A 26,360-nucleotide genomic window follows, 5' to 3' on the forward strand; every position below is an offset into this window, starting at 1 on the left:
TTGAGGTGTGATGTCAGTGGTCTGTTGTGGTTGAGGTGATGGTCAGTTCGTCGACAGGCCGGTCAGGCCGGTCCCCGGGTTCGGTACCCACGGTAGTGGCGTCCTGTGGTGCGGCGCTGTCGTCGCCGGAGTGGCTGTGCGCCAGGGTCTCACCCCGGAAGAACGCGGGCTGCTTCGCGCGGACCCACAGCATGCACACCACGCCGAGGGCCAGCACACCCATCCCGAGGATGAACACCATGCCCACCCCGCCGATCGAGGATCCGGAGCCGTAGGCCGGGTCTAGGGAGTCCACGGCGGTGTAGAAGAACATCACCAACAGCACCACCCCTCCGATCAGCGGGAACAGGAACATGAAGACGGCGTTACGCAGCGAGTCGAACATCTCGTGGCGGAAGTACCAGACGCAGGCGACGGCGGTGATGCCGTAGTAGAAGCAGATCATCAGGCCGAGGGCCGTGATCGTGTCCCACAGGGCGTTCTCGCTGATCAGCCGGGTGATCGTGTAGAACGCGCCGGCGGCGACCGCGGAGGCCATGGTCGCCACCGACGGCGTCCGGAACCGGGGGTCGATCTTCGCGAAGGACGCCGGCAGCGCCTTGTAGTAGCCCATCGCCAGCATCGTCCGGGACGGCGAAATCATCGTCGACTGCAGCGAGGCGAAGGAGGAGCTGAGGATCGCCAGGGACATGAGAATGCCCCACCTGCCCAGCACCGGGTCGGCCAGCGCGGCGAAGATGGACTCCTGGTTGTCCGGGTTACCGGCGCCCAGGCCCTGGTCACCGGTGCCGGCCCAGGCGATGACGCCGACGGCGCACAGCGCGTAGATCGCCATGATGATCAGCACGACGATGGTGGACGCCCGGCCAGCGGTGCGCTGGGGGTCCTTGGTCTCCTCGTTCATCGTCAGCGTGGCGTCCCAGCCCCAGAACATGAAGATGGACAGGGAGACACCGGCGGCGATGACGGAGAAGGAGTCCAGGTCGAAGGGGTTGAACCAGGACAGCTCCACGTCGGTGGGGTCGAAGCTGGTGCCGTTGCGTCCCTGGACGAGTGCGGCGACGGCGAAGCCGGTGAGCACGATCAGCTGGAAGCCGACCAGCCAGTACTGAAGGTTCTTCGTCGACTCCACCCCGCGGAAGGCGATCCATGCCGCGACGGTGATGAGCACCAGCGTGGTCGGGATGTTGATCCACAGGTTCTTCGTCAGGTCGGCGATGTCCGGGTTGTCGAAGATCTGCGAGAGCAGCAGGTAGAAGAAGTCCACGGCGACGGCGGCGAGGTTGGACAGCACGATGATCGTCGCGGCGATCAGACCCCAGCCGCCCATCCAGCCGATCCACGGGTTGAAGGCCTTTGTCGCCCAGGTGAACGACGTGCCGGAGTCCGGGACGCGGTTGTTGAGCTCGCGGTAGCCGAAGGCGATGAGCAGCATCGGCAGGAAGCCGAGCAGCAGGATGCCGGGGACGTGCGTACCGACCTCGGAGATGGTGGGGCCGAGTCCGGAGGTCAGGGTGTAGGCCGGGGCGATGCAGGAGACTCCGACGACGACGGCACCGAGGACGCCGATCTTGCCCGCGGCCAGGCCTTTACCGCCGCTGGACTGCGTGTTCTCACTCATGCGCACCTCCCTCGGCCGGGTCCTCCACCGGAGACGCCGCCGGGTGGGTGTACCCGGCCGGAACGACGATGACCGGCACCGGGGTGGTGCGCATCATCTTCGTGGCGGTCTTGCCGAGGAAGAGGTGGCCGTGCGTGGCCAGACGGGAGGACGCCACCAGCACGATCTCGTCGTCGGCCCAGTCCAGCTCGGTCAGCGCGTCGGTCACCGAGCGTCCGGTCGCGATGACGGTGGTCGCGGTACCGGCGTCCACCATGTCGGACGCCTCGGCGGCGAGCCGGCCGGTGGCTTCACCGTGCACCTCGTTGATCACGGCCATGTTGATCTCGGCGGTGTCGTCGGGGGCGGTGGTGTCCGGTTCGTCGAGCATGACCAGGGAGACGAGCCGCAGCGGGATCTGCCGTTCGCGGGCGGTCTCCAGGCCGACGGCGATGACATCGGTGGCACCGGTGCGTCGGCCGAACATCGTGGTCACCCGTCCGACAGGGCCTTCGCAGCGGTAGCCGGTCGGCGCCATGGCCACCGGGATGTGCGAGGTGTGCAGCAGGGCCGAGGCCATCTGGCCGAGCCGGTGACTGCGCAGCAGACCACCGGAGCGGGCGCCGATGACGATCAGCCCGGCGTCCAGCGTGCGGGCGGCACCGAGGAGTCCCTCGGCGGCGTCCACCGCACGGACGACATGGCCGGACGCCGTGACGTCGTCCGGGACCTCGGCAAGTGCCTCGGTGAGCCACTGTTCCAGCTGCTCGTGCAGGATGCGGTCGTAACTGCGGTCGTAGCCGTGGGAGGGGCTGAAGCCGGTGTCCTCCGGGGCGACGAGCACCAGGCGCAGGGAGACATTCTGACGGCGGGCCATCGCGACGCCGAGGGTCAGGGCGTCGCGTCCGGTGGATGTGGCGGAGTACCCGACGACGATCGGGCTGCGCTGCCGGCCCTCACCTGCACCCCGGCCGGCCGTCATGCGGTGACCTCCTCACCCTTCTCGCCCTGGCACTCCAGGATCGCCAGTGCGGCGGCCTCGCCCTGGCGGACCGCGCCGTCGACATGCTGGTAACCCTCGGCGGCGATGTCGGAGCAGGCGTAGTGGACCGGCCCGGTCGGCTGGTTCTGCAGGTGGCCCCAGCGGTGCAGCCCGCCCAGGTCGTAGCTGGTGGCGTAGGCGCCGCGGGTCCATTCCTCGGCGGCCATGTCGGAGAGGTAGAAAGCGACCGGCTCCATGGTCTTCGGTCCCAGGTAGTCGGCCATCGCGGAGAGGATCCGCTCCTTGCGCTCGGCCTCGGGCAGGGCCCACATCTCCTCGGCGTAGAGGTCGGAGACGAAGCCGACGAGGGTGCCGTAGGCGTCTTCCCCTTCGGTGCCGTCCGCGCCGTAGTTGGTGTTGTCGTAGACCTCCTGGACCAGGCGTCCGCCACCGAAGGCGGTGCCGGAGAGGCCGTCCTCGCGCCAGAAGGGGGTCTTGTAGACCGCATGGACCTTGATGACCAGGCCCATGGAGATGTGCTGGTGGGCGATGTGCTGCTCGCGCGGCATCGGCGGGACGAAGCTGATCCGGTTGTAGAGGTTCGGCGGTACGGCGAGCACCGCGTTCTTCGCGTGGACGGTGGCGCCCTCGGCGTGGACGGTGACGGAACCGGCGGCACCGTTGTCGGCCACACCGTTGCGCACGTCGGCGACGGTGTTGATCTCGTCGACGGTGGAGGCGTCCGCCTCGTGCCAGTCGATCTGACGCACCGGGGAGTCCAGGATGATCTCGCCGCCGAGCTCACGGATCTTCTCCGCCAGCGTCAGGGAGACGGACTGCATGCCGCCGACCACGCGCCGGTCGAGGATGAAGTCCTCGTCGACGAGGTTGGAGAAGGACCCGGCGGACGCGGCCATGAGCACGGCCTGCAGCGTCGAGAACGCGTAGGACGGCTTGGTCAGCATGCCGGACGCCACGTAGATCGAGACGTTGTCGATGGCCTCCTGGTCGTCGGAGTGCTGGTGGAGCCAGGTGCGGAAGGCGATCGTGTCGAGTTCCTCGGCCTTCGCGGCGGCCCAGGGGGTCTCGGCGCCGATCTCCTCGGCGAGCTCGTCCATGATGCCGATGAGCTTCTCCATCTCGGCCAGGGTGTGGTCGGTGACGGGCAGACGGTCGCCGGTGTAGGTGTGCCGGGTGCCGTCGGGGGAGACGTAGACGGAGTCGCCGGTGCGGTAGCGGGGGAAGGTCTCCAGGCCGAGCTCCTCGGTGAGTGCCATGAGCCGGGTCTGGTCGGGGGAGATCCACTGACCACCGATCTCGATGAAGTGCTTCCGGCCCTTGTCGTCGAGGATGTGGCCGTTCCAGGTGCGTCCGCCGACGCGGTCGCGCGCCTCGATGACGGTGACCTTCTTACCGGCCTTGGCCAGGGTGTATGCGGCGGTGAGGCCGGCGGGGCCGGCGCCGATGATGACGACGTCAGACTCGGTGGTCGGTGCGGTGGTGGTGCTCATGAATTGGTACCCTCTCTAAAAAGAACGACGTTCGTTTAGGGTGACTGTACCGTGTGTGGTGCGGTTTTCCTACGGTTTGTCTGTAAATTCTGTGTGACAGGTCACTTCCGACCACTGACGACCACTGACGACCACTGACGACCACTGACGGCGAGGACAGGAGTCGATGGACCATGACAGGACCACAGCCGGGTCGCCGCGCCGGGCGTCCGGCGAAACCCCTGCTCAATCGGGAACTCATCGCAGACGCCGCGCTCGACCTCGTCACCTCCGACGGCGCCGACGGGCTGACCATGAAGTCGTTGGCCGCGCGGCTGGGGGTGTCCGTCTCCTCGCTCTACAACCACATCGCCGGTAAGGCTGAGCTTCTCACCTCCGTGCAGGACGCCGTGATGTCCCGCGTCGACGCGTCCGCCTTCACCGCCGTCGCCGATGGTCCGGGCCTGGCTGAGGCCCTGCGGACCTGGTCACGCTCCTACCGTCAGGTCTTCGCCGACTACCCCTCCCTCGTCCCGCTCATCGCGACGATGCCGGTGTCCGGTGCCCCGGCCACCCGCCGTATGTACGACGCGGTCTCCGCCGGACTCCTCGCCGCCGGCGTGCCGACTGCGCAGGTCGTGCCGGTGATCGTGGCCTTCGAGTCCTTTCTCTACGGCTCGGCGATGGACGTCCACGCTCCGGCCGGAATCTTCGGCTCTCGGCCGGGGGAGCAGGACGCCCCGTCGTTCCGCTCGGTGGTGGAGTCCTTCACCGCGCAGGTGGACGCGGGGGAGGACGCTGCGTCCACCCCGGCATCGTCCACCCCGGCATGGTCCACCCCGGCATCGTCCTCCTCTGCATCCCCCAACCCCTACGCCGACCAGCCCTTCGAGTGGGGGCTCGACGCCCTCGTCGCCCGCACCCTCACGCTGCTCGACTGACCTCGCGGCCGCCTGTTCCAGCCCGCCTGACTCTCCCGCACCCGCTGTGGCATCTCAACGTGCTGAGTGGCATCTCCTCCGGTCGCTTGGGCGGCGTGGGGCGACATAGAGAGATGCCGCAGTGCACGTAGGGCTGCCGCTCCGCCTGTCGCGCCCCACCAGCTACCGCCGCGCTCACCGCCGCGTCACCGCCACCAGCAGCAACTCCGCCCGCACCACCGGGTCGGACAGGTCCACCTCGCAGGCCTCCGCGATGCGGGCGATCCGCGTGCGTACCGTGTGCCGGTGCACCCCCAGCGCATCAGCCGCCGCCGCGGTCTTCCCGCCTGAGCGCAGCCACGTCTCCAGGGTCTGCATCAGGTCACGACCCTCCTCCGGGGTGCGTCCCGCAGCAATGACCCGGTCCACCGTCTCCGCCGCGCGCATGTCCAACGCCTCGCGCACCGCCGGACGCTCCAACCAGTCCGCCCCCGCCTCATAGGGTCCGGCCACCGACCCCGGCGTCAGCGACCGGGCGGCGGTCTCCAACCGGTGCACCCGCTCCATCGACACCTCTGACCAGGCCACCGGCTCACCGACGGCGATCCGTATCCGTCGCGCGGACGCCCCGAAGGTCTCCACGATCCCCTCCAGCGTCCGCGTCCCACGGAACAGGAACAGCGAGGTGGAGGTGTCCAGCCCGGTGGACACGAGGTTGCGTCCCGCCTTCGCTGTGGAACGGTCCGCCTCGTCCAGTGCCCGTCGCAGGTCCGCGACCCGGTCCGCGGCGACGACGACCGGACGCACCCGACCCTCCCCGTCGGCCGCCTGGTCCAGGACCTGACCGCCCGGGGCGTGACCCAGTCCGAGGTGCAGCCGCAACGCCAGGGAGTTCAGCTCATTGCGCTCCTGCCGCAGGTAGACGGGTCGCTGCAGCAGGATGTCCGCCAGACCCGCGGCGTGCTTGAGCACCGACCGGTCATGCGGGCTGAACGGGTGGTCGGCGAGCACCGTGATGAAATGCAGCCGCTCGCCCTGCTGGGTCATCCGCTGCGTGATCCGCCAGCGCTCACCACCGGCGTCACTGTGGTCCGCGCTGCTCCGGTTGCTCCGTGAGGCCTCCTTCGCCGCCTCCATCGCAGACAGCAGGACGCCACCCTCGGTCGTCCGGTCACAGTGACCCTGCGTCCGCCCGTCGTTGTCGGTCACCGCGACCGCCGCCGCCAGGTGGGACGCCGCGTCCGTGAGCAGGGCCGGGAGTCCACCACGTACCGCCGCGCCCGAGAGCTGCTCCTGGACAGAGATGAGCCGTTCCTGGTCGAGGCGGGCGCGCCGGGTGCGTTCGACCTGGACCGTGTTGAGGATCGAGATGAAGGCGGTACGCCGGGGTACCTCGAATACGGCGATGCCGCGGGCGCGGGCGGCGTCCACCAGGGCCTCCGGGACTGTCGGATAGAACAGTCCGGTGCCGAATCCCACCGCCGTGACCTGTGCTTCCGCCAGTCGGGCGATGTAGTCGGGGAAGGGGTCGGCCTCCCGCGACAGGGCGACACCGACGGTGAGGACGACGGCCTGCGGGGCGAGGAACTCCCGCGGATCGGTGAGTTCGGTCGGCTGGATGACACTGAACCCGGCGTCCGGTGCGGCGGCCACGACCGGTCGAAGGTCCAGCCCGCGCTGGGCGTGGAGCCAGGTCAGGGGGAGGGGAGCCGGTGTGTCACTCATGGCCGAAGTGTACAAGTATCCGGATATTCTTCGCCAGATGGGACATGAGCCACATCACCACACGTGTCCCACAATGACTGCCATGACCGCTTCCACCGGATCGACCGTCCTCACCGAACTCACCCACCGCCTCCCCCAGGAGCGGAAGATCATCACCGACCAGCTGCCCGGACCGGCGTCCGCCGCCCTGGCCGCCCGCACCTCCGCCGCCGTCGCCCGGGGCATCGCCCCGACCCTGTCCGCCTACATCGTCGACGCCGACGGTGGCGTCCTCGTGGACGCCGACGGCAACTCCTTCATCGACTTCGCCTCCGGCATTGCCGTGACCAGCGTCGGCGCGTCCAACCCGGCCGTCGTCGCCGCCGTGCAGGACGCCGTCGCGCACTTCACCCACACCAACTTCACCACCTCCCCCTACGAGGCATACACCGCCGTCGCCGAGAAGCTCAACGAGATCACCCCGGGTGACTTCGAGAAGCGCACCGTGCTGCTGAACTCCGGTGCCGAGGCCGTCGAGAACGCCGTGAAGATCGCCCGCCACCACACCGGACGCAACGCCGTCGTCGTCATGGACCGCGCCTACCACGGCCGCACCAACCTCACCATGGCCATGACCGCCAAGAACGTCCCCTACAAGGACGGCTTCGGCCCCTTCGCCGGCGAGGTCTACCGCGCCCCGATGAGCTTCCCGCTGCACGACGGACTCACCGGCGCCGAGGCTGCCGAGCAGACCATCTGGCAGATGGAGAAGGAGATCGGCGCGTCCAACCTGTCCTGCGTGGTCATCGAGCCGATCCAGGGTGAGGGCGGTTTCGTCGTCCCCGCCGAGGGCTACCTGCCGGCGATCGCCGAGTGGTGCCGCGCCAACGGCGTCGTCTTCATCGCCGACGAGATCCAGGCCGGCATGTGCCGCACCGGCGACTGGTTCGCCGTGAACCACGAGGGCGTCGTCCCGGACATCATGACCACCGCCAAGGGCATCGCCGGTGGCCTGCCGCTGTCCGCGGTCACCGGTCGCGCCGAGATCATGGACGCCTCCGGCCCCGGTTCCCTCGGCGGCACCTACGCCGGCTCCCCGGTCGCCTGCGCCGCCGCCCTGGCCTCGATGGGCCAGATGGAGGAGCTCGACCTCGCCGGACGTGCCCGTGAGATCGAGGCCGTCGTCCGCGAGATCCTCGAGCCGCTGGTCAGTGAGACAGACGGCAAGGTCGCCGAGGTCCGTGGCCGTGGCGCCATGATGGCCTTCGAGATCGTGGACGCGGAAGGACGCCCCGACGCGGCCGCCGTGAAGGCCATCGCCGGAGCCTGCCAGGCCAAGGGCCTGCTGACCCTGACCTGTGGTCTCGACGGCAACGTCATCCGCCTGCTGCCGCCGCTGGTGATCTCCGAGACACTGCTGCGTGAGGGCCTCAATGTCCTCGCTGACGCGGTGCGTGCGGCCCTGGAGGCCTGATGGAAGGCGAACAAGAGGTCACCCACGGCCGCACCAGGAAAGAGGCGAAGAAGCTCGCCAACCGGCATGTCACCCTCATCGCCCTGGGCGGCATCATCGGGTCGAGCCTGTTCATCGGTTCCGGCAACATCATCCGGTCCACCGGCCCGGCCGCGATCGTCTCCTACCTGCTCGGTGGACTGCTGGTCTACCTGGCGATGAAGATGCTCGGAGAGATGGCCGCACACCGGCCTGCCGTCGGCTCCTTCATGGACTACGCGAAGCACGGGCTCGGCGACGGGGCGTCCTACCTCGTCGGTTGGCTGTACTGGTACTTCTGGGTCGGCGTGCTGGCCTATGAGGCGGTGATCGGCGGCGAGACGATGCACGGCTGGTTCTCCGCCGTGCCGACCTGGGCGTGGTCGCTGCTGCTGCTGGCTGTCTTCGTCGGTTCGAACGCGGTCTCCACCCGCAGTTTCGGTGAGATCGAGTTCTGGCTCGCCGGGATCAAGGTCATCGCCGTGATCGTCTTCCTCGTCGCTGGCGTCCTCTTCGCTCTCGGCCTCTGGCCGGACTCCGACTTCTCCGTCCAGAATCTCTGGGACCACGGCGGGTTCGCGCCGAACGGTGTGGGTCAGGCGCTGACCGGCGTGGCGATCGTCATCTTCGCCTACTTCGGTACGGAGATCGCCGTGATGGCCGCCGCCGAGTCCGAGGACCCCGGCACGTCGGTGCGACGTGCGACGAACACCGTCGTGTGGCGCATCCTGCTGTTCTTCGTCGGCTCGGTCGCCCTCATCGTCATGATCGTGCCGTGGGACGAACTGCCGGAGCCGACTGACGTCTCCTCGGCGCCGTTCACGTACGTCTTCGAGCTCTTCGGTCTGCCCGGTGCGGCGAACGTCATGCAGCTCATCATCTTCACCGCGGTGCTGTCCGTGCTGAACTCCGGGCTGTACTCGGCGTCCCGCATGCTCGCCGCGATGGGTGACCAGGGATTCGCGCCGAAGACCGTCACCGTGCGCAATAAGCGCGGCGTGCCGCTGGTCGCGTTGGTGGCGTCCACCGTCGGCGGTGTCGCCGCGACCATCGTGAACTTCGCCTTCCCGGACACCGGCATCTTCGACTTCATCATGAATTCGTCGGGCCTGGTCGCGCTGTTCGTGTACGTCATCATCGCGCTGACGCACTGGAACATGCGCCGGAAGATGACGCCGGCGGAGGTCAGTGCGCTGGAGATGAAGGCGCCGCTGTACCCGTGGGTGAACTTCCTGCTCATTGCCGGTGTGATCGCCGTGTTCATCGTCATGGTGGTGCAGGAGTCCAGCCGGACGCAGGTGTGGACCAGCCTTATCGCCACTGGCGTGGTCGTCGTGCTGTGGCCGCTGGTGAAGCGGAACCTGGCGAAGCGCCGGGCCGAGCAGGACGGCGCCCTGTAGGACGCCCTGTGGGAGGCCCGGTGGGACGCCCCGTGAGGGTCCACCGGCGCACGGTCACACGATGAGGTTCACCAGAAGAACCACGATCAGCGCGGAGACGGACAGCACCGTCTCCATCAGTGACCAGGTCTTCAGGGTCTGCGGCACGGTCATGCCGAAGTACTCCTTGACCAGCCAGAAGCCGGCGTCATTGACGTGGGAGAAGAACACCGAACCCGCACCGATGGCCAGCACCAGCAGGGCAACTTCCGCCGAGGGCATCCCCTCGGCCAGCGGCGCCATGATGCCGGCCGCAGTCACTGTCGCCACGGTCGCTGAACCCGTGGCCAGGCGGATGAACACCGCCACCAGCCAGCCGGCGACGATGGTGGAGACCGGCGCGTCCTGCACCCAGTCACCGATGATGTCCGCCACGCCGGTGTCCACCAGGGTCTGCTTGAAGCCGCCACCGGCACCCACGATGAGGATCACCGAGGCGATCGGTCCGAAGGACGCCCCGACCGTGTCCGAGACCTCCTTGGCTGTGCGACCCTGGAAGAAACCGAGCAGGGTCATGCCGACCAGCACCGTGGCCAGCAGGGCGACGATCGGCTCACCGAGGAACTCGAAGGTCTTGTAGACCGCTGAGCCCTCGTCGACACCCGTGGATTCGACGATGGTGCGCGAGAGCATCATCACCACGGGCAGCAGGACCACAGTCAGGCCGCGGGCGACCGAGGGCCGGGGGCCGGCGTCTGCACCGTTGGAGTCCTTGTCCGCCTCGGCGGCAGCGGCCGGTGCGGGGATCGGGACCCACTTCGCCATGATCTTCGCGGACACTGGTCCGGAGATCGCGACGACCGGCACGGCGACCAGCAGGCCGAGGGCGAGGGTCAGGCCCAGGTTGGCACCCAGGGCGTCCACCGCGATCAGTGGGCCGGGGTGCGGCGGGACCAGGGCGTGCAGTGCGGACAGGCCGGCCAGTGCCGGGATACCCAGCAGTATCAGCGGCAGGTTCGAGCGGCGGGCGGCGAGGATGACCACCGGGATCAGCAGCACGATACCGACCTCGAAGAACAGCGGGATACCGAGCAGCATCGCCAGCCCGGCGATGACCCACGGCCGCCATTTCGCGGCGGTCTTGTCGAGGAAGGCGTCCACGATGGAGTCCGCCGCCCCGGAGGTGACGAGGAACTGGCCGATCACCGCACCGAGCGCGATGAGGACGCCGACATCGCCGACGGTGCCGCCGAAGCCGGAGGTGAAGGAGGAGAAGGTGTCGACCAACGGGATACCGGCGATGAGCGCCAGGCCGGCGGAGCCGAGCATGAGGGAGAGGAACGGGTGGACCTTCGCCCACACGATGAGGACGATGATCAGCGCGATGCCGACGACCGCGGAGACCACGAGGCGTGGGTCCGAGGCGGTGGTGACGACCTCGTCCTCGGCGAGGACGCTCAGCGCCGCGATGGTGCTCATGAGTTCACCCCGGTGTCGGAGGTGCTGAGGTGGCTGAGTCCGGCGGCCTCGAGGACCTCGGCGACGAGGATGTCCGGGTCGGCGGTGGCGTCGAGGGTGAGGCCGTTCTCGTCGTCGGTGAGCGGCTCGAGGGTGTCGAGCTGACTGTCCAGCAGGGACGCCGGCATGAAGTGCCCCTTGCGGCTGTTCAGCCGCTCCAGGAGGACGGATGCCGGGGCGTCGAGCTCAGCGAAGAGGACGCGGCCGTCGTGGACGCCGTCGGCCTCGCGGAGGACATCCCGGTAGGAGCGCTTGAGGGCGGAGCAGGTGACGATGGAGGAGTCACCGGCCTCGGCATGGCCCTTCATCCAGTCGGCGAGGCTGCGCAGCCAGGGCCAGCGGTCGTCGTCGTTGAGGGGATTCCCGGAGGCCATCTTCTCCTTGTTGGCGGCCGGGTGGAAGTCGTCGGCCTCGGCGTAAGGGAAACCGGTGATCGCGGCGAGGCGCTCGGCGACGGTGGTTTTTCCACTGGCGCTCACCCCCATGATCACGAGGTGAACGGGCTGTGAAGTTTTCTCGGACATGATCCCGGACTTTACCGATTCGGAGCCGTCCGGAACAGGGTCGGAAGTGGACTGAACTACTGTTCGGCGGCTTCGCGGGCCTGGGCCATGAGCCGGTCCGCCATGCTCGGGGACCCGGCGACGATCTGCTGGTCGGACCTCATGCGGGCGATGGCGTCCAGCACCCGGTCGGCGACATCCTCAGGGTGGCCGGAGGCGTCCACGGTGGTGCCGAACTCGTCCAGGGCCAGGGGATCGGTGCCGGTCGCGTCCGGAGTGGTCAGCCCGATGAACATGAGGCGGGAAGCGTCCTGCCCGGTGAGGGCGGCGACATCCTCGGCCTCGCGGAGGACATCCCGGTCTGCCCGGCTCAGCGGCGGGCAGGTGAGGATGGTGGAGGTGCCGGAGACGGCCCGGTCGGCGATCCAGTCGCGCATCCGGTGCAGCTGTCCGGTGACATCGGCGGTGCAGAGCACCTGGCCACTGGCGATCTTGCGACGGGAGGTGGCCGGGTGGAAGGCAGCGGCGTCGGCGACGGGCATTCCGGTGAGCTGGGACAGGTGCTCGGCGATACCGGACCGACCCGTGCCGTTCACGCCGGTGAGGACGACGTGGACGGGCGAGAACTTCGAAGACATGGGGAATCACCCTACGCGGTGGCACGGGGGTAGTCACAGTTGCCGACGCTGACGACGGTGACCGCCACTCACCTGCGGCGCGTCGTAGAGTGGCCCCTGTGAACGCCGTCACCGCCTCCCCCGCCACAACGCCCGCCACAACGCCCGCCACAACGCCCGCCACCGGGACTGCGACCGGCCGCTCACTGGTCGCCGCGGCGTACATCTTCGCTGTCGTGATGATGGGCACGACGATGCCCACGCCGCTCTACCCGACGATGTCCGCCGCCTTCGGCTTCGGCTCTGCGGCGACGACCGTGCTCTTCGCCGTCTACGCCGTCGGTGTGGTCGCCGGGCTCGTCATCTTCGGACGTCTCTCCGACACCCTCGGCCGCCGGCCGGTCCTGGCCCTGGCGCTCGTGCTGTCCGTGGTCTCCGCGGTGCTCTTCCTGGTCGCCGGGCTTCCCACGGACGGATCCGGGGTGGATGCCACGGGCGGGTCCGTCGCCGGGCTGGTCCTCATGTACGTCGGACGTGTGCTCTCGGGTCTCGCCGCCGGGATCTTCACCGGCACCGGCACGGTGACTGTGATGGAGAACGCACCGGCCGGACGCGCCACCCTGGCTGCGGCGGTGGCGACAGCGGCGAACATCGGTGGCCTGGGACTGGGTGTGCTGGTGGCCGGGTGTGTCGCTGACCTGGTCGATGATCCGCTGACCTGGCCTTTCGTGGCCCATGCGGTGATGCTGGCGGTCGCGGCACTGCTGCTGCCCGTGGTGCGGGACCGGGTGGTGCGTCCTGCCCGGGCAGAGCGAGGGCGGTTCGGCGGGTGGCTGCCCCGGCTGCAGGTGCCGGGTGTGCCGGCGTCGGTCCGCGGACTGTTCGTGGCGTCCGTCCCGGGCGTGATCGCCGGTTACACGGTGTGCGGTGTGTTCTCCTCACTGGCGCCGAACTTCATGAGCCATGAGCTGGGGATCTCGTCGACGGCGACGATCGCCTCGGTCACTGCGGCGCTGTTCATCGCCTCGGCAGTTGCGCAGATCGTGCTGCGGTCGCTGCGTGACCGGGTGCTCATGGTGCTCGGCCTGGTGCTGCTGGTGGTGTGCGCCCTGGTGGTGATCATCGCGCTGGCGGTGGATTCCCTGGCGCTGCTGCTGGTGGCCTCGGTGTTCGGTGGTGTGGGCCAGGGGCTGAGCTTCATGACCGGCATGCGGGCGATGACCTCGCGGGTGGAGCCGGAGGAGCGGACGGCGGTGACGACCTCCTACTTCATCATCGGATACCTGGCGCTGGCGGTGCCGGCGATGCTGGCGGGGTTCCTCACCGTGCCGATGGGCCTGGTCGGCTCGACGACGGTGTTCTCGGTGATCACGGTGCTGCTGTCGCTGGTGGGGCTGGGGTACGCGCGGCGGTACTGAGGTCCACTGCCGGGCCCACGACCGGCGTGGACGTCTGCAGGATGTCGGCATCACGCAGCCGGAGGTCGGTTGAGGGGGTGTCAGAACAGCCCCACGCTGCGTGCTGCGGACATGGTCGGTCCGAGCCCGGTAGCGTGCGCGGCATGGGACATGAAGCACGCCGGTCGGCACACCGTATAACCCGGTCAGTACCGGCCAGTGGGGTTCTTCCGTCCCGGCCACGGTGACCAGTGCGCGCCTTCACGTAACCGGCGGTTGGACGGGCAGCCGGACCTGCTGACCTCAGGGCGCAACTCGAACCTCGAAGGTCTCTACGATCTCGTCTTCGCCGCCCGTGCCGTCCGCTCCCTCGTGGAGGACGCCGGGGAAGGCTTCGGTGCAGTCGGGTTCTACGGGTATTCGCAGGACGGTGGGGCCTCGGCGGCTGCTGCGGAGCAGGTCGGGACCTGTGCTCCTGAGCTGCAGGTCGCCGGGTCCTACGCCTCCGCCCCGCCGACGGGCTGGCGGCCAGCTACCAGGAGTTGGCCGCGGAGCTCGACTCGGTGCTCCCACTGCGGGGCCGGGATCGCCGCTGCAGACTGCCCCGGTGATGATCATTTCGGGGCCTCATGACGGGCTGGTGGAGTACGGGCAGGCGAAGCGGCTGGGGCGGGACCGGCAGGCTGCCGGGGCGTCGGTGGCGTGGTCGGGGACGGGTGCTCCGCCGAGTTCGTAGATCCAGCGCGGCAGGATCGTCCCGGTGCCCTTACTGCCGTTGACTTATATGGAACATGTGTTCGATCCGTGGTCGAGTTTCCGCACTACCCGTCCACTCTGCCTGTTACCTTTCCCCCACCTGTCCAACAGACATCAAGGAGAACCTCATGGACACGCACGACAAGATCGAGATCCGTATGCGCGACGCCTTCCCCGGCCTCGGCACCGTCACCTGGTCGGAGATGGTGTGGGGCCACCCGATCCCGCAGACTGAGCTGGATACGGCACCGCCGGGGATCCGGAACGCCACACGGGGACGCCCCGGGCACGCCCTCCGGATGCTCGACAACATCTGCTTCGGCGTCCCATTGGTCTGTGGCGATCTGGTGGAGGCCGAACCGGCCCGACCGGGGCGCCCGTTGCCCCGTGTCACGAGGGTCGTGGCGTTGCAGCCCGGCATCCTCGTCACCGCCACCGGCTATGCCGAGATCAGCCGGGAAGGCGCGGATCTGCCGGTCACCCCCGGGGCGAATGACATGACCTGCGGGTGCGGGCACTGTATCGGCCCCGGCCTCGACGGGCACTGGTGGAGTGAGTGCCGGAGCAGTCTCTGCGACAGCGGTGCAGCGATCGTCGAGACCGACGGGGACCGTATCTCGGTCTTCTTCCTGCAGCTCCCGGGCACCGTTCTTGACCGGGCCGCCGTGATCGGTCGCTGCTGCTCGGCGGGCATGGTACGCGACACGCTCCGCCTCTTCGACCAGGAGGACCGCGAGGTCTTCACCGGGCTACGGCTCATAGGACAGGAAGAGCCGGAAGCGCAGGACGCCGCCGCCTGAGCGCCTGCCTGACCGGCCTCTGATCGCCCGCCCGACCAGATGACGCCAACCACCGCCGAGGGGTGACAGTTTCGCGTACAAAGGGGTCATGAGTGACTCGAGCACCACATCCACCGACCTCTCCACCCTCAGCCTCGACGAGCGGGCCGGTCTCGGCTCCGGCGCCGACTTCTGGACCACCAAGGAGGCACCGGGCGTCCCGTCGATCACCATGACCGACGGGCCCCACGGCCTGCGAAAGCAGGAGGGCGCCAACGACCACCTCGGCATCTCCGGCTCGGTACCTGCCACCTGCTTCCCACCGGCGGCCTGCCTCGGCCAGAGCTGGGACCCGGACCTCGTCTCCCGTGTCGGCGCCGCCATCGCCGATGAGGCACAGGCGGCGGACGTGCAGGTCGTCCTCGGACCCGGCATCAACATCAAGCGCTCCCCGCTCGGTGGCCGGAACTTCGAGTACTACTCCGAGGACCCGCACCTGTCCGGCGTCCTCGGCGCCGCCTGGGTCAACGGACTGCAGGGTCGCGGCGTCGGTGCGTCGCTCAAGCACTTCGCGCTGAACAACCAGGAGGCCGACCGGATGCGGTCGAGCTCCGACGTCGACGAGCGCCCGCTCCACGAGCTCTATCTCCGCGGCTTCCGCCGCGTGGTGGAGGACGCCGCTCCCGCCACCGTCATGTGCTCCTACAACGCGGTCAACGGGGTACCTGTCCGGCACAACCGGGAACTGCTCACCGACATCCTGCGCACCGAGTGGGGCTTCACCGGCGCCGTCGTCTCCGACTGGGGAGCAGTCGGTGGTCGCGTCGACGCAGTACGGGCCGGCCTTGACCTGCAGATGCCCTACGACGGTGGGGCCGGCGACACGGAGGTCGTCGCCGCCGTGCACGACGGTGATCTCGGGGAGAACGCAGCCACCACTGCCGCACAGCGCGTCGCCGACCTGGCGAACCGGCTGCATGACGCCCACGATTCCACTGCGTCCTTCGATGATGCCGCGGTCGAGGCCCACCATGACCTGGCCCGCGAGGCCGCGGCGTCCTCGGTCGTGCTGCTGAGCAACGAGGAAGTCGACGGTCGTCACCTGCTGCCGATCGCCGAATCCGGGGTCACCGGCTCCGTAGCCGTCATCGGTGCCTTCGCCGATGCGCCCCGCTACCAGGGCGGCGGCAGTTCCCACGTGAATCCCACCAGGCTGACCTCCCCGCTCGAAGCCATCCGCGAGACCTGGCAGACCCCCGTCACCTTCGCCGCCGGATTCACCACCGACGGTGCCGGGGTGAACCCCTCGCTCCTCGCCGAGGCCGTGGAGGACGCCGCCAACGCTGACGTCGCACTGGTCTTCCTGGGACTGGCCGCCGAGCAGGAGTCCGAGGGCTTCGACCGCACCGGTCTGACCCTGCCCACCGAGCAGATCAACCTGCTGCGTGCGGTCCGGGCGGTCCAGGACCGAGTCGTGGTGGTGTTGTCCCATGGTGGCGTCCTCGATCTACGTCAGGTGCGGAAGTACGCCGGCGCGATCGTCGACGCCAACCTCTCCGGTCAGGCCGGTGGTGCGGCGGTCGCCGAGGTGCTCTCCGGGCGGGTCAACCCCTCGGGCAAGCTCACCGAGACCATCCCGCTGCGCCTGCAGGACACCCCCGCCTACCTGGACTTCCCGGGTGAGCACGGGCATGTCCGCTACGCCGAGGGACTGCACGTCGGCTACCGCTGGTACGACGCCCGCGAACTTTCCGTCGCCTTCCCCTTCGGCCACGGGCTGAGCTACACCACCTTCGCCTACGACGGGATCTTCGCCCAGCCTGACGACGACGGCGAGGGCATCACCGTCATCGTCGGAGTGACGAACACCGGTTCCCGCCGTGGCCGCGAGGTCGTCCAGGCGTATGTGGCGGTGCCGGAGTCCACGGTGCAGCGCGTCCCGCAGGCCCTCGGCGGATTCGGGTCGGTGACCCTGGACCCCGGTGAGCGTGCCGAGCTGGAGATCCACATCGACCGCCGCGACCTGGAGTACCGCGACACCCGCACCGGACAGATGGTGCTGGAACCGGGACGCTACGTCGTCGCCGTCGGTGCGAGTAGTCGTGACCTGCGCGGTTCCACCGAGGTGGAACTGGAGGGTGAGGAGGTGCGTGTCCCGCTGACGCTGAACTCCACGCTCGGCGAGGCGATGGCGAGCCCGGTGGTCGCACAGGCGTTGGGCGACGCCATGGGTGCACTCACCGGTGGCGATGAGGGTGGCGGAGAAGCACTCGGTGTCGACCTCGACGTAATGATGGGCAGCATCCCGCTCGACCGGCTGGTCGGCTTCTCCGCGGGACAGGTGAGCACCGGACAACTGCAGCAGCTGCTGGACGCCGCGAACCACGCGCAGTAGCCCGGCACAACAGACCGGCACAGGTCGCCGCCGACCGGATCCGGAAATTGAGGGTGGAAAGAGTGGGAAAGCCGGAACCGGCAGCAACCTAGGTTGGACAGGGATACAGTTCTTGTCATGAATCCTCATTCCACGGTGCATTCCCTGCGGCGGAGGGCGTGCGCCGCACTCCTGGTCCCGGCTCTCGGCCTGGGAACGGCGGTGGTGGCGGCCCCCGTCGCCGGTGCTGAGGAGGCGGGCACAGCGGCGACTGCAGGTGCCACTGAGATCGCGACAGTCCCCGGGGACGCCGGGTTCTTCGCCCTGCCGGACACCACGGACACCGATCTCGCGTCCCTGGCACCGGGGACGCCGCTGAAGCAGCGCAGCGTCCCCGCTAAGATCAACAATCTCGGCAGCACGCCGGTCACCATGACCCAGATCCAGTACCGCACCACGACCGTCACCGGGGAGCCCACGGTGGCGGTGACCAGTGTCCTCCAGCCGCCTGCCGGGGTGCCGCGCACCGGGGACACGGTCATGTACGCCAGCTTCTACGACTCGATGAATCCCGAGGACGGGCCTTCCCGCGTCCTGGCCCGTGGGGCACAGTCCGGGATGCTCGACTATGCCGAGGCGGCGTTCGTCACCCCGCTGCTTGCTGCCGGGCACACCGTGGTCATGCCGGATATCCAGGGCGAACGCGGCATCTTCGCGGTCGGTGAAGAGTACGGCCACATCATCCTCGACGGCCTGCGCGCCGCCCGTGACACCCCGGCTGCGGAGGTCGCCGCCGATTCGCCGACCGCACTGACCGGTTACTCCGGTGGCTCCATCGGTTCCGGCTGGTCGGCGATCATCGCCGACGACTACGCCCCCGATATCGCGCAGAACATCGTCGGCGTCGCCCAGGGTGGGGTGATGGTGCGTCCCGAGCACAATCTCGCCTACGCCGGTGAGGGTGCGAAGTGGTCCGGCGTGGTCGGTATGGCACTGACCGGCATGGCGGACGCCTACGGTGACGATCTCAGCCCGTACCTCACCGACCTGGGTAAGGAGGTCATCGAGCGGATGCGTGGGGTGAAGATCGACGATGCGCAGGACGCCTACGCCCACCTGCGGTGGGAGGAGCTCTTCAAGCCGGAGTATCCCACCCCGGACGATGTCCCGCCGGTGCGTCGTGTCCTCGACGAGTCGAACATGGGTCTGGCACCGGTGCCGTCGTTCCCGCAGTACATCGCCCAGGCAGGGGGAGGGGCAGACCAGCAGAAGACGCCGGTGCACCCCACCCTCGGCGACGGTGACGGCGTCATGCTGCTCGGCGACACCCGGGCGATGGCGCAGTACTACTGCGACGTCGGCACGACGGTGCAGTACGAGGAGTATCCGCCGATCGGCCACACCTACGCCGGGCCGTACTGGGCCACACAGATGGTGCCGTGGGTCAATGCCCGCTTCGCCGGGCAGCCGGCCCCGTCCACCTGTGGCTCGGTGCCGGTGGGGAACTCGCTGACGGACTGACCCTCCGTAGGCCGGAGTTCTCCATGCCACACCTTGACTGAACTAGGATTCATATCACATAATACTCACAAGTATTGCTGGTAGGAACCACGATCACCCCGGAATCACAGCCGCGCAGTCGCGCAGGAAAGGACTTCCCACCATGGCAGGCACCGCAGGCACCGCAGACATCGCAGACACCGCAGACACCGCACAGTTCGCCGGCCAGGTCGCCGGCCAGGTCGCGGTCATCACCGGAGCCGGCGGCGGACTCGGCCGGGCACACGCACTCGCCCTGGCGTCCCGCGGTGTGAAGATCGTCGTCAACGACCTCGGCAACGCACAGGGCGTCGTCGACGAGATCACCGCCGCCGGTGGGGAGGCCGTCGCAGACTCCACCGACATCTCCGACCGTGCTGCCGCCGCCGCGCTGATCGACGACACCGTCTCCCGTTGGGGACGCATCGACATCCTCATCAACAACGCCGGCATCCTCCGTGACAAGTCCTTCGCGAAGATGGACCTGGCTGACTTCGACAAGGTCATCGCCGTCCACCTCACCGGCTCGGTGAACTGCACCAGGGCCGCCTGGCCGTACATGGTCGAGCAGGGCTACGGCCGCATCCTCATGACCACCTCCGCCTCCGGCATCTACGGCAACTTCGGCCAGGCCAACTACGGTGCGGCGAAGTCCGCACTGGTCGGCCTGATGAATGTGCTGGCCATCGAAGGCGCGAAGAAGGGCATCCGCGTCAACTCGCTCGCCCCGACCGCCGCCACCCAGATGACCGACGGCCTCATCGCCGAGGACGCCGCCGAGCTCCTCGGCCCGGAGACCGTGGCTCCCGCCGCCGAGTTCCTCGTCTCCCCGGACGCGCCCACGGGCGTCATCCTCGGCGCCGGTGCCGGCGTCTTCGCCGTCTCCCAGATGGTCGAGGCCAACCCCGTCGCACTCGGCGCGGACGCCACCGCCGAGGACATCGCCGCGAACTGGGAGCGGATCTCCGATCTCAGCGAGCACCGCCACCTCGGATCGGCCTTCGACCAGACCGACCGCTACGTGCGTGCCGCCATCGCCGCAGGGGAGGAGGCATGACCGGTACACCCTCCGCATTCGACATCTCCGGGCGCACCGTCCTCATCACCGGCGGTGCCCGCGGCATCGGACGCTGGCTCGCCGAGGGCCTGCTCCGGGCCGGCGCGAATGTCCTCATCTCGACCCGGCGACCCGATGCCGCCGCCGAGGTGGGGAAGGAACTCGCCGCCCTCGATACCGCCGGCGAGGTCCACGCCATCGCCGCGGACATCTCGACCGAGGAGGGGTGTCAGACGCTCGCCGACGCGGTCCGCGGCTACACCGAACGGCTCGGTGGTCATCTCGACGGCCTGGTCAACAACGCCGGGGCGACCTGGGGTGCGTCCTTCGACGAGTTCCCGCCGGACGCCTGGGACAAGGTCCTCGGCGCGAACGTCAAGGCACCGTTCCGGTTGTCCCAGCTGCTGCGTCCGCTGCTGGACGCCCGGGCGGACGCCGGTCTCGACCCGGCCCGCATCATCAACATCGGGTCCATCGACGGCCTCGCCGTCCCGAACTACGACAACTTCTCCTACGCGGCGTCCAAGGCGGCGGTCCATCACCTCACAAAGGTCATGGCGTCCTCCCTGGCCCCGAAAATACTGGTCAACGCCGTGGCACCAGGTCCCTTCCCGACCCGCATGATGGCCTGGGTGCTCGACGGGCGCGGCGAGGAGGTCAACAAAGCCAACCCGCTGGGACGCATCGGCCGGCCCGAGGACGTCACCTCCCTGGTGACCTTCCTGCTGTCCCCGGGCAGTTCCTACATCACCGGCACCACGATCCCCCTCGACGGCGGTCTCACCTCGACCATGTCTGTCGCCATGTACGACGAGAACTAACAGCGAGAACCAGAAGAAGGAACAGAGAACACCCATGCGCGAAGCAGTCATCGTCTCCACCGCCCGCACCCCCATCGGCCGCGCCTACCGTGGCGCCTTCAATGACACCCAGGGCCAGGAACTCGCCGCCCACGCCATCGCCGCCGCGGTCGAGCGTGCCGGCATCTCCGGCGCGGAGGTCGAGGAGGTCATTCTCGGCTGTGCGATGCAGGAGGGCAGCACCGGCACGAACGTCGCACGTCAGGCGACGCTGCGCGCCGGGCTCCCGGTCACTGTGCCGGGCATGAGCGTCGACCGCCAGTGCGCCTCCGGACTCATGGCGATCGCCACCGCCGCCAAGGAGATCATCACCGACGGCCTGCAGATCGCCGTCGGCGGCGGTGTGGAGTCCATCTCCCTGGTGCAGAACGAGCACAAGAACACCTTCCGTGCCGCCGACCCGTGGCTCAGGGAGAACGGCCACGACATCTACATGCCGATGCTCAACACCGCGGAAATCGTCGCCGAGCGTTACGGCGTCACCCGCGAGCAGCAGGACGCCTACGCCCTGGAGTCCCAGCGTCGTACCGCCGCCGCCCAGGAGGCCGGTTACTTCGACGACGAAATCGTCCCTTTCACCGCCATCAAGCTTGTCGCCGGTGAGGACGGTCAGCCGGTCGAGCAGAAGGTCACCCTGACCCTCGACGAGGGCAACCGCCCTTCGACCACCGCGGAGGGGCTGGCCAAGCTCAAGGCTGTCCTGCCGGACTCCGACGGCCACGCCGCGACGATCTCCGCCGGTAACGCCTCGCAGCTCTCCGACGGTGCCGCCGCCGTCGTCCTCATGGAGAAGGAGGAGGCCGCCCGCCGCGGTCTCGAGCCGTTGGGCACCTACCGCGGCATCGCCGTCGCCGGCTGTGAGCCCGACGAGATGGGTATCGGCCCGGTCTTCGCCATCCCGAAGCTGCTGGAGCAGCACGGTCTCACCATCGACGACATCGACCTGTGGGAGCTCAACGAGGCCTTCGCCTCCCAGACGCTGTACTGCCGCGACACCCTCGGCATCGACCCGGAGAAGTTCAACGTCAACGGCGGTGCGATCTCCATCGGTCACCCCTACGGTATGAGCGGCGCCCGCATGGTCGGTCACGCCCTTCTGGAGGGGCGTCGCCGCGGTTCTCGCTACGTCGTCATCACCATGTGCATCGGTGGCGGAATGGGCGCGGCCGGGCTCTTCGAGCTGTAGAGTCCCGTCCATGGCTGACGGAGCAGGAACTCCCGGCGTCCGTGACACGGCACGGGCGCAGATCCTCGACGCCGCGGCCGTGGTCTTCCAGTCCCAGGGGTTCGAACGGACCACCGTGGACGATATCGCCGACCGGATCGGCGCGACCAAGGGGCGGATCTACTACTACTTCCGCTCCAAGTTCGACATCTACCTCGCCGTCTACGAGGCGGGGATGAACGGGGCCTTCCGCTCCGTCCAGCCGCTTTCCGAGGGGCCCGGCACCGGACGGGACCGGCTCACCGCCATGTCGGTCGGGCACCTGGTGAACCTCATGACCGATCTCGGCTACCACGACGTCATCTCCCAGGGCGTCATCGCCGGCCGCTCCACCGCGCTCAAGGAGCACCAGCGTCAGGCTCTCATCGAGCTCAACGAGGTCCGCACCCGCTACGAAGGACTGTTCCGTGGCGTCGTCACCGACGGGATGGCGGACGGATCACTGTGCGACGGGGACGCCCGGCTGGCCACCCGGTTCCTGCTGAGCAGCCTCAACAGCACCGCGATGTGGTTCCGCGTCCGCGAGAACCAGGACGCCGCGGAGATCCGTGACCTGGCGGAACAGATTGCCGACCAGGCCATCGGGGGTCTGGCGTCCTGAGTGGCAGTCTACGCAGCCGGGGTGTGGCCCTGCTTTCCGGTTCAGGGCAGCAGCACGGTGCGCAGCGTGCCGTCGGATGGGCCGGTGAACACCGCGCCGAGAGAGTCCGTCCCGTCCAGACCGTCCAGCCGCCGCGGTGCTGAGAGCATCCGTTCCCAGGGCAGGGTCGGGTGCGGGGCAGCGTCCAGGTCCACCAGCAGGTCCACGGCGCGGGCGAGGTGCCGGAGTTCGTAGTTGTGCACCCCGGTGACGGTGTTCCACCCCCGGACCAGGCGCTCCGGATCCAGATTCACCGTCCCGGCGGGGCTCACGCTGCCGGCCAGTACGGCGGTGCCACCCGTCGCCAGGGCATCGACGCAGGTCCGCACCCCTGCCGGTGCGCCGGAGAGTTCCAGGGAGACATCCACGGCACCGATTGCGGCTCTGATTGCGGAACCGGTGAAAGTACCGGCGTCCTCCCCGGGGCGCAGCGCCCGGTCAGCGCCCGCGGTGAGGGCCAGTTCCCGGGCCGTGTCCGCCGGGTCGACCGCGATGACCTCGGCCGCACCGGCATACCGGGCGGCGGCCACCGCCGTGATCCCGAGCATGCCGACACCGTTGACGAGGACGCTGCGTCCGGCCAGCGGACCGGCCTTCTCCAGCATCGCCATGACTGTCGCGACCGCACAGCCGGCGGTGGCGGCCCGGTCGTCCGGCAGGTCGTCCGGCACGGTCACCACGGCCAGACCGGCCGGGAGCAGCAGGTGGGTCGACCAGGTGCCGGAGAGCGGCCAGTCGCCGTCGAAGGACTCATGGCCGACCTTGCGGACCCGCTCACATTTGGCGGTGAGGCCCCGGCGGCAGGTCGCGCACTCCCCGCAGGAGGCGGTGACGCCGAAGACCACCCGGTCACCGGGGGTCAGCGGGGTGCCGTCGACGGTGGTCCCGCCGTCCGTCGCCACCACTGTCGCGGTGCCCTCGTGGCCGAGGACGGAGGGGCAGGCGGCGGGGCGTCGGCCGAGGACGCTGTGCCGGTCGGAGCCGCACACCGTCGCCGCCCGGACCCGCACCAGGGTCTCACCTGGTCCGGGGGTCGGCAACGGGACGCTGACCCGCTCGAACCGGGTGCCGCCCCGCCACACCGTGGCCGTCGCGGTATCAGTCACGCGTGGGCACCCGTGCCGGCCGTGGGAATCAGGCCGGGCAGGTCGGCCACGGAATCCAGGACCAGGTCCACGCCCTCATCCGTGAAGTCCGCGTCGGTGAGGTGCCCGGTGAGCACACCGACGGAGGTGACCCTGGCGGCCTGCGCCGACCGGACGTCGGAGGCGGTGTCGCCGACACTGACCACGGCGTCCGGGTCGGAGACCCCGACCTTCGCCATGACCGCCCGGATGAGGTGGGGCTCGGGGCGTCCGGCGGGGACCTCGTCACCGGCGGCGGTGGCGTCGATGAGCCCGTTGTCCACCCAACCCAGGGTGCCTAGGATGAGGTCGGTGATCTCACGGGAGAACCCCGTGGTCAGTGCGGTCCGGATGCCGCGGTCGTGCAGGATGCGCAGGGCGTCCTCCACACCGGGCAGCGGCACCGGGGGGTGCTGCGTGTAGGTGTCGGCGAGCTCGGCGCGGAACCAGGTCCAGGCCTCCTCGACGGTCTCCTCCTCGGTCCCGACACCGCCGATACGCAGCAGGTTTTCGATGGCCCAGTGCTTCTCGGTGCCCATCCAGCGCTGGAACTCCTCATCGGAGTAGACGGCGCCGGCCCGTTCGGTCGCCTCCCGCAGGACGCGGTACACCTCGTCGCGGTCGTCGATCGTGGTACCGGCCATGTCGAAGACGGCGAGGGCGGGGACGCTGGTCAGGGGTGTAGTGGAGATCACGGGGAAGATCCTTTCAGGAAACAGGGACAGAGGAACAGGGGACGGGGTCAGCGGACGATCCGGCGCAGCCACAGGGACAGCACCTCGACGGCGAGGACGACCGCGACCATGAGCAGGAGGATCATCGTGACGACATCGAACTGGTTGACCCGGGCCGCATTGAGCAGCAGGAAGCCGATGCCGCCGGCGCCGACGACGCCCAGCAGGGTGGCGGAGCGGATATTGGTGTCCAACAGGTACATGGTGTGCGCGACGATGGCCGGTGCCGCCTGGCGCAGCGTCGCACCGAGGAAGACCTGGGTGCCGGTCGCGCCGGTGGCCCGCACGGCGTCCTGCACGTCGGTGTCGGTCTCCTCGAGGGAGTCCGCGACGAGCTTCGAGAGCAGGCCGAGGGCGCCGACGGCCAGCGCCAGGGTGCCGGCCACCGCGCCGAGTCCGGAGATGACGACGAAGATGATCGCCAGGATCAGCTCGGGGATGCCGCGGAAGACGACGATGAGGACGCGGGCGACCGTACGCACCGCCCGGTTGGTCGTCACATTGGACGCCGCAAGGATGCCCAGCGGCAGCGCCGGGATCGCACCGAGCACCGTGGCGGCCAGGGCGATCTTCACGGTGACGCCGAGTTCGGTGAGCATGGCGTCCATCGCCCCACCGGAGGACGGCGGGAAGAACAGGGCGAGGGTGTCCGGCAGGTTCAGCAGGCCGTTCCACAGCGAGGACGCGGAGATGTCGACCTGCCGGACAGCCGCGACGGTGATGACGAGGACCACGGCGATGCTGGTGAACCGGCGGATCCGGTCGGCGGTCCACGGCGGGGTGAGCCGCTCAGGGGCGCCCTCTGCGGCGTCCTGCTGTGCCTGCTGTGCCTGCTGTGCCTTCTGTGTCCTCGTGGCGTTCTGCGGCATGTCGGAGGCGGCACTGGAACGCCACAGCCGGTCGGCCCAGGAGGTCCGGCCGGCGCTGCCACCGGTGCGGCCGAGCAGGGCGGCACGGGCAGCGCCGGAGATGAGCTCCAGGACCACACAGGCCAGCAGCACGATCAGGGCGAGGGCCATGCCCCGCTGGTAGTCGAGGGAACGCAGGGCGTCCGCGATGGCCAGGCCGATCCCGCCGACCCCGACGTAGCCCAGCAGCACCGAGGTGCGCAGGTTGATGTCGAAGCGGTGCAGGGCGGTGGCGATGAGCTGGGGCAGCAGAGGCTGCGGCAGAGCGGCGAGGAACTGCTGGCCACGGGTGCCGCCGGCGGCCTCGACGGACTGCCGGGGGCCGTCGTCGAGCTCCTCCAGGGCGTCGGCGTAGAGCTTGCCGATCATGCCCACCGAGTGGATGCCCATGGCGAGCACACCGGCCGCCGCGCCGAGGCCGAAGACGCGGAGGAAGAAGATCGCCAGCACGATGTCCGGGACGGCACGGGCCAGGACGATGATGGTCCGGGCGGTGCTGCGTGAGACCTTCCCCCGGGTGGTGGAGGACGCCGCGGCGAGCGCCACCGGCACCGAGAGCAGTACCGACAGGGCGGTGGCGAGGAAGACGACGGCGAGGGTCTCGGCGAGCAGGCTGGCGGTCTCCCCGAACGGCGGGAAGTCCAGCGGGAACATCCGCCGCACGAAGGTCACCGCGTTGTCGAGGGACTGTGCGATCGTCGCCAGGTTGATGCCCAGTGAGCTGACCGACCACAGGCCGGCGACCAGCAGCAGGACCATGGC

21 protein-coding genes and 1 pseudogene are annotated in these 26,360 nt (G+C 69.0%); 12 read left to right on the forward strand and 10 right to left on the reverse strand.

What is annotated here, in order from left to right:
- Nucleotides 1-13: 13 nt before the first annotated feature.
- From ACZ9GM_RS13030 to ACZ9GM_RS13040, 3 genes are read right to left on the reverse strand one after another with little or no spacing between them, the layout of a single operon-like run.
- On the reverse strand, nucleotides 14-1,621 hold the full coding sequence (locus tag ACZ9GM_RS13030) for an APC family permease (RefSeq protein WP_476038082.1): 1,608 nt from the start codon (nucleotides 1,619-1,621) through the stop codon (nucleotides 14-16).
- Nucleotides 1,614-2,582: a universal stress protein gene (locus tag ACZ9GM_RS13035; RefSeq protein ID WP_476038083.1), complete on the reverse strand. Its 969-nt coding sequence runs from the start codon at nucleotides 2,580-2,582 to the stop codon at nucleotides 1,614-1,616. Before ACZ9GM_RS13035 ends, ACZ9GM_RS13030 begins: the two co-directional genes overlap by 8 nt.
- Nucleotides 2,579-4,093 (reverse strand): flavin monoamine oxidase family protein, encoded by a 1,515-nt coding sequence (locus ACZ9GM_RS13040; RefSeq protein ID WP_291473951.1) that lies wholly within the window; start codon nucleotides 4,091-4,093, stop codon nucleotides 2,579-2,581. Before ACZ9GM_RS13040 ends, ACZ9GM_RS13035 begins: the two co-directional genes overlap by 4 nt.
- Before the next feature lie 173 nt (nucleotides 4,094-4,266).
- Between ACZ9GM_RS13040 and ACZ9GM_RS13045 the strand changes: the two genes are divergently transcribed.
- Nucleotides 4,267-5,013, forward strand: coding sequence for a TetR/AcrR family transcriptional regulator (locus tag ACZ9GM_RS13045; protein ID WP_476038084.1), 747 nt, complete (start codon nucleotides 4,267-4,269; stop codon nucleotides 5,011-5,013).
- 174 nt (nucleotides 5,014-5,187) lie between these two features.
- Here ACZ9GM_RS13045 and ACZ9GM_RS13050 read toward each other — a convergent pair whose 3' ends face one another.
- Nucleotides 5,188-6,717 carry a PucR family transcriptional regulator gene (locus tag ACZ9GM_RS13050; protein WP_291473949.1) on the reverse strand — a complete coding sequence of 510 codons (1,530 nt, stop codon included), beginning with the start codon at nucleotides 6,715-6,717 and terminating at the stop codon, nucleotides 5,188-5,190.
- A gap of 82 nt (nucleotides 6,718-6,799) precedes the next feature.
- On the opposite strand from ACZ9GM_RS13050, the gene gabT reads away from it, so the two are divergent.
- Entirely contained in the window at nucleotides 6,800-8,170 is a 1,371-nt protein-coding gene (gene gabT / locus ACZ9GM_RS13055; RefSeq protein WP_476038085.1) for a 4-aminobutyrate--2-oxoglutarate transaminase, read from the forward strand.
- Nucleotides 8,170-9,588, forward strand: coding sequence for an amino acid permease (locus ACZ9GM_RS13060; protein ID WP_476038086.1), 1,419 nt, complete (start codon nucleotides 8,170-8,172; stop codon nucleotides 9,586-9,588). The genes gabT and ACZ9GM_RS13060 overlap by 1 nt, the downstream gene beginning before the upstream one ends.
- A 54-nt stretch (nucleotides 9,589-9,642) precedes the next feature.
- Here ACZ9GM_RS13060 and ACZ9GM_RS13065 read toward each other — a convergent pair whose 3' ends face one another.
- From ACZ9GM_RS13065 to ACZ9GM_RS13075, 3 genes are read right to left on the reverse strand one after another with little or no spacing between them, the layout of a single operon-like run.
- Nucleotides 9,643-11,046, reverse strand: a complete 1,404-nt coding sequence (locus tag ACZ9GM_RS13065) for a GntP family permease (RefSeq protein WP_476038087.1) — start codon at nucleotides 11,044-11,046, stop codon at nucleotides 9,643-9,645.
- Entirely contained in the window at nucleotides 11,043-11,609 is a 567-nt protein-coding gene (locus ACZ9GM_RS13070; RefSeq protein ID WP_291473946.1) for a gluconokinase, read from the reverse strand. Before ACZ9GM_RS13070 ends, ACZ9GM_RS13065 begins: the two co-directional genes overlap by 4 nt.
- Nucleotides 11,610-11,665: 56 nt before the next feature.
- Entirely contained in the window at nucleotides 11,666-12,226 is a 561-nt protein-coding gene (locus ACZ9GM_RS13075; RefSeq protein ID WP_476038088.1) for a carbohydrate kinase, read from the reverse strand.
- Between the two features lie 98 nt (nucleotides 12,227-12,324).
- On the opposite strand from ACZ9GM_RS13075, the gene ACZ9GM_RS13080 reads away from it, so the two are divergent.
- The 9 genes and pseudogenes from ACZ9GM_RS13080 to ACZ9GM_RS13120 all read left to right on the forward strand — a co-directional run bounded on the left by ACZ9GM_RS13080 (nucleotide 12,325) and on the right by ACZ9GM_RS13120 (nucleotide 22,793).
- Entirely contained in the window at nucleotides 12,325-13,623 is a 1,299-nt protein-coding gene (locus ACZ9GM_RS13080) for an MFS transporter (protein ID WP_476038089.1), read from the forward strand.
- Between the two features lie 216 nt (nucleotides 13,624-13,839).
- Nucleotides 13,840-14,121 (forward strand): annotated as a pseudogene (locus tag ACZ9GM_RS13085) (lipase family protein); the annotation flags it as partial.
- A gap of 365 nt (nucleotides 14,122-14,486) precedes the next feature.
- Entirely contained in the window at nucleotides 14,487-15,158 is a 672-nt protein-coding gene (locus ACZ9GM_RS13090; RefSeq protein ID WP_476038090.1) for a hypothetical protein, read from the forward strand.
- An 88-nt stretch (nucleotides 15,159-15,246) separates the two neighbouring features.
- On the forward strand, nucleotides 15,247-17,532 hold the full coding sequence (locus ACZ9GM_RS13095) for a glycoside hydrolase family 3 C-terminal domain-containing protein (protein WP_476038091.1): 2,286 nt from the start codon (nucleotides 15,247-15,249) through the stop codon (nucleotides 17,530-17,532).
- A 117-nt stretch (nucleotides 17,533-17,649) separates the two neighbouring features.
- Nucleotides 17,650-19,032 carry a lipase family protein gene (locus ACZ9GM_RS13100; RefSeq protein WP_291473941.1) on the forward strand — a complete coding sequence of 461 codons (1,383 nt, stop codon included), beginning with the start codon at nucleotides 17,650-17,652 and terminating at the stop codon, nucleotides 19,030-19,032.
- A gap of 142 nt (nucleotides 19,033-19,174) precedes the next feature.
- Nucleotides 19,175-20,107 carry an SDR family NAD(P)-dependent oxidoreductase gene (locus tag ACZ9GM_RS13105; RefSeq protein WP_476038092.1) on the forward strand — a complete coding sequence of 311 codons (933 nt, stop codon included), beginning with the start codon at nucleotides 19,175-19,177 and terminating at the stop codon, nucleotides 20,105-20,107.
- Entirely contained in the window at nucleotides 20,104-20,928 is an 825-nt protein-coding gene (locus ACZ9GM_RS13110) for an SDR family oxidoreductase (RefSeq protein ID WP_291473939.1), read from the forward strand. The genes ACZ9GM_RS13105 and ACZ9GM_RS13110 overlap by 4 nt, the downstream gene beginning before the upstream one ends.
- 34 nt (nucleotides 20,929-20,962) lie before the next feature.
- Complete coding sequence (locus tag ACZ9GM_RS13115) at nucleotides 20,963-22,153, forward strand: acetyl-CoA C-acyltransferase (protein WP_291473938.1); 1,191 nt, start codon at nucleotides 20,963-20,965, stop codon at nucleotides 22,151-22,153.
- 10 nt (nucleotides 22,154-22,163) lie between these two features.
- Complete coding sequence (locus tag ACZ9GM_RS13120; protein WP_476038093.1) at nucleotides 22,164-22,793, forward strand: TetR family transcriptional regulator; 630 nt, start codon at nucleotides 22,164-22,166, stop codon at nucleotides 22,791-22,793.
- 41 nt (nucleotides 22,794-22,834) lie between these two features.
- On the opposite strand, the gene ACZ9GM_RS13125 is transcribed toward ACZ9GM_RS13120, so the two are convergent.
- The 3 genes from ACZ9GM_RS13125 to phnE are packed head-to-tail and all read right to left on the reverse strand — an operon-like array spanning nucleotide 22,835 to nucleotide 26,357.
- On the reverse strand, nucleotides 22,835-23,938 hold the full coding sequence (locus ACZ9GM_RS13125) for a zinc-binding dehydrogenase (protein WP_476038094.1): 1,104 nt from the start codon (nucleotides 23,936-23,938) through the stop codon (nucleotides 22,835-22,837).
- A complete protein-coding gene (locus ACZ9GM_RS13130; protein ID WP_476038095.1) occupies nucleotides 23,935-24,651 on the reverse strand; it encodes a phosphonatase-like hydrolase in 717 nt (238 codons plus the stop codon). Before ACZ9GM_RS13130 ends, ACZ9GM_RS13125 begins: the two co-directional genes overlap by 4 nt.
- 47 nt (nucleotides 24,652-24,698) lie before the next feature.
- Nucleotides 24,699-26,357 (reverse strand): phosphonate ABC transporter, permease protein PhnE, encoded by a 1,659-nt coding sequence (gene phnE, locus ACZ9GM_RS13135; RefSeq protein ID WP_476038364.1) that lies wholly within the window; start codon nucleotides 26,355-26,357, stop codon nucleotides 24,699-24,701.
- Nucleotides 26,358-26,360: the final 3 nt, after the last annotated feature.

Source organism: Corynebacterium sp. UD i78 (genome assembly GCF_056280545.1).

Bases quoted from the DNA above. Each gene is read 5' to 3' on its own strand.
- ACZ9GM_RS13045 (WP_476038084.1), top strand. From the start codon at position 4,267: ATGACAGGACCACAGCCGGGTCGCCGCGCCGGGCGTCCGGCGAAACCC.
- ACZ9GM_RS13095 (WP_476038091.1), top strand. From the start codon at position 15,247: ATGAGTGACTCGAGCACCACATCCACCGACCTCTCCACCCTCAGCCTC.
- ACZ9GM_RS13040 (WP_291473951.1), bottom strand. From the start codon at position 4,093: ATGAGCACCACCACCGCACCGACCACCGAGTCTGACGTCGTCATCATC.
- ACZ9GM_RS13110 (WP_291473939.1), top strand. From the start codon at position 20,104: ATGACCGGTACACCCTCCGCATTCGACATCTCCGGGCGCACCGTCCTC.
- ACZ9GM_RS13065 (WP_476038087.1), bottom strand. From the start codon at position 11,046: ATGAGCACCATCGCGGCGCTGAGCGTCCTCGCCGAGGACGAGGTCGTC.
- ACZ9GM_RS13105 (WP_476038092.1), top strand. From the start codon at position 19,175: ATGGCAGGCACCGCAGGCACCGCAGACATCGCAGACACCGCAGACACC.
- ACZ9GM_RS13100 (WP_291473941.1), top strand. From the start codon at position 17,650: ATGAATCCTCATTCCACGGTGCATTCCCTGCGGCGGAGGGCGTGCGCC.
- ACZ9GM_RS13120 (WP_476038093.1), top strand. From the start codon at position 22,164: ATGGCTGACGGAGCAGGAACTCCCGGCGTCCGTGACACGGCACGGGCG.
- ACZ9GM_RS13035 (WP_476038083.1), bottom strand. From the start codon at position 2,582: ATGACGGCCGGCCGGGGTGCAGGTGAGGGCCGGCAGCGCAGCCCGATC.
- ACZ9GM_RS13070 (WP_291473946.1), bottom strand. From the start codon at position 11,609: ATGTCCGAGAAAACTTCACAGCCCGTTCACCTCGTGATCATGGGGGTG.
- phnE (WP_476038364.1), bottom strand. From the start codon at position 26,357: ATGGTCCTGCTGCTGGTCGCCGGCCTGTGGTCGGTCAGCTCACTGGGC.
- ACZ9GM_RS13060 (WP_476038086.1), top strand. From the start codon at position 8,170: ATGGAAGGCGAACAAGAGGTCACCCACGGCCGCACCAGGAAAGAGGCG.
- ACZ9GM_RS13115 (WP_291473938.1), top strand. From the start codon at position 20,963: ATGCGCGAAGCAGTCATCGTCTCCACCGCCCGCACCCCCATCGGCCGC.
- ACZ9GM_RS13075 (WP_476038088.1), bottom strand. From the start codon at position 12,226: ATGTCTTCGAAGTTCTCGCCCGTCCACGTCGTCCTCACCGGCGTGAAC.
- ACZ9GM_RS13090 (WP_476038090.1), top strand. From the start codon at position 14,487: ATGGACACGCACGACAAGATCGAGATCCGTATGCGCGACGCCTTCCCC.
- ACZ9GM_RS13050 (WP_291473949.1), bottom strand. From the start codon at position 6,717: ATGAGTGACACACCGGCTCCCCTCCCCCTGACCTGGCTCCACGCCCAG.
- ACZ9GM_RS13030 (WP_476038082.1), bottom strand. From the start codon at position 1,621: ATGAGTGAGAACACGCAGTCCAGCGGCGGTAAAGGCCTGGCCGCGGGC.
- gabT (WP_476038085.1), top strand. From the start codon at position 6,800: ATGACCGCTTCCACCGGATCGACCGTCCTCACCGAACTCACCCACCGC.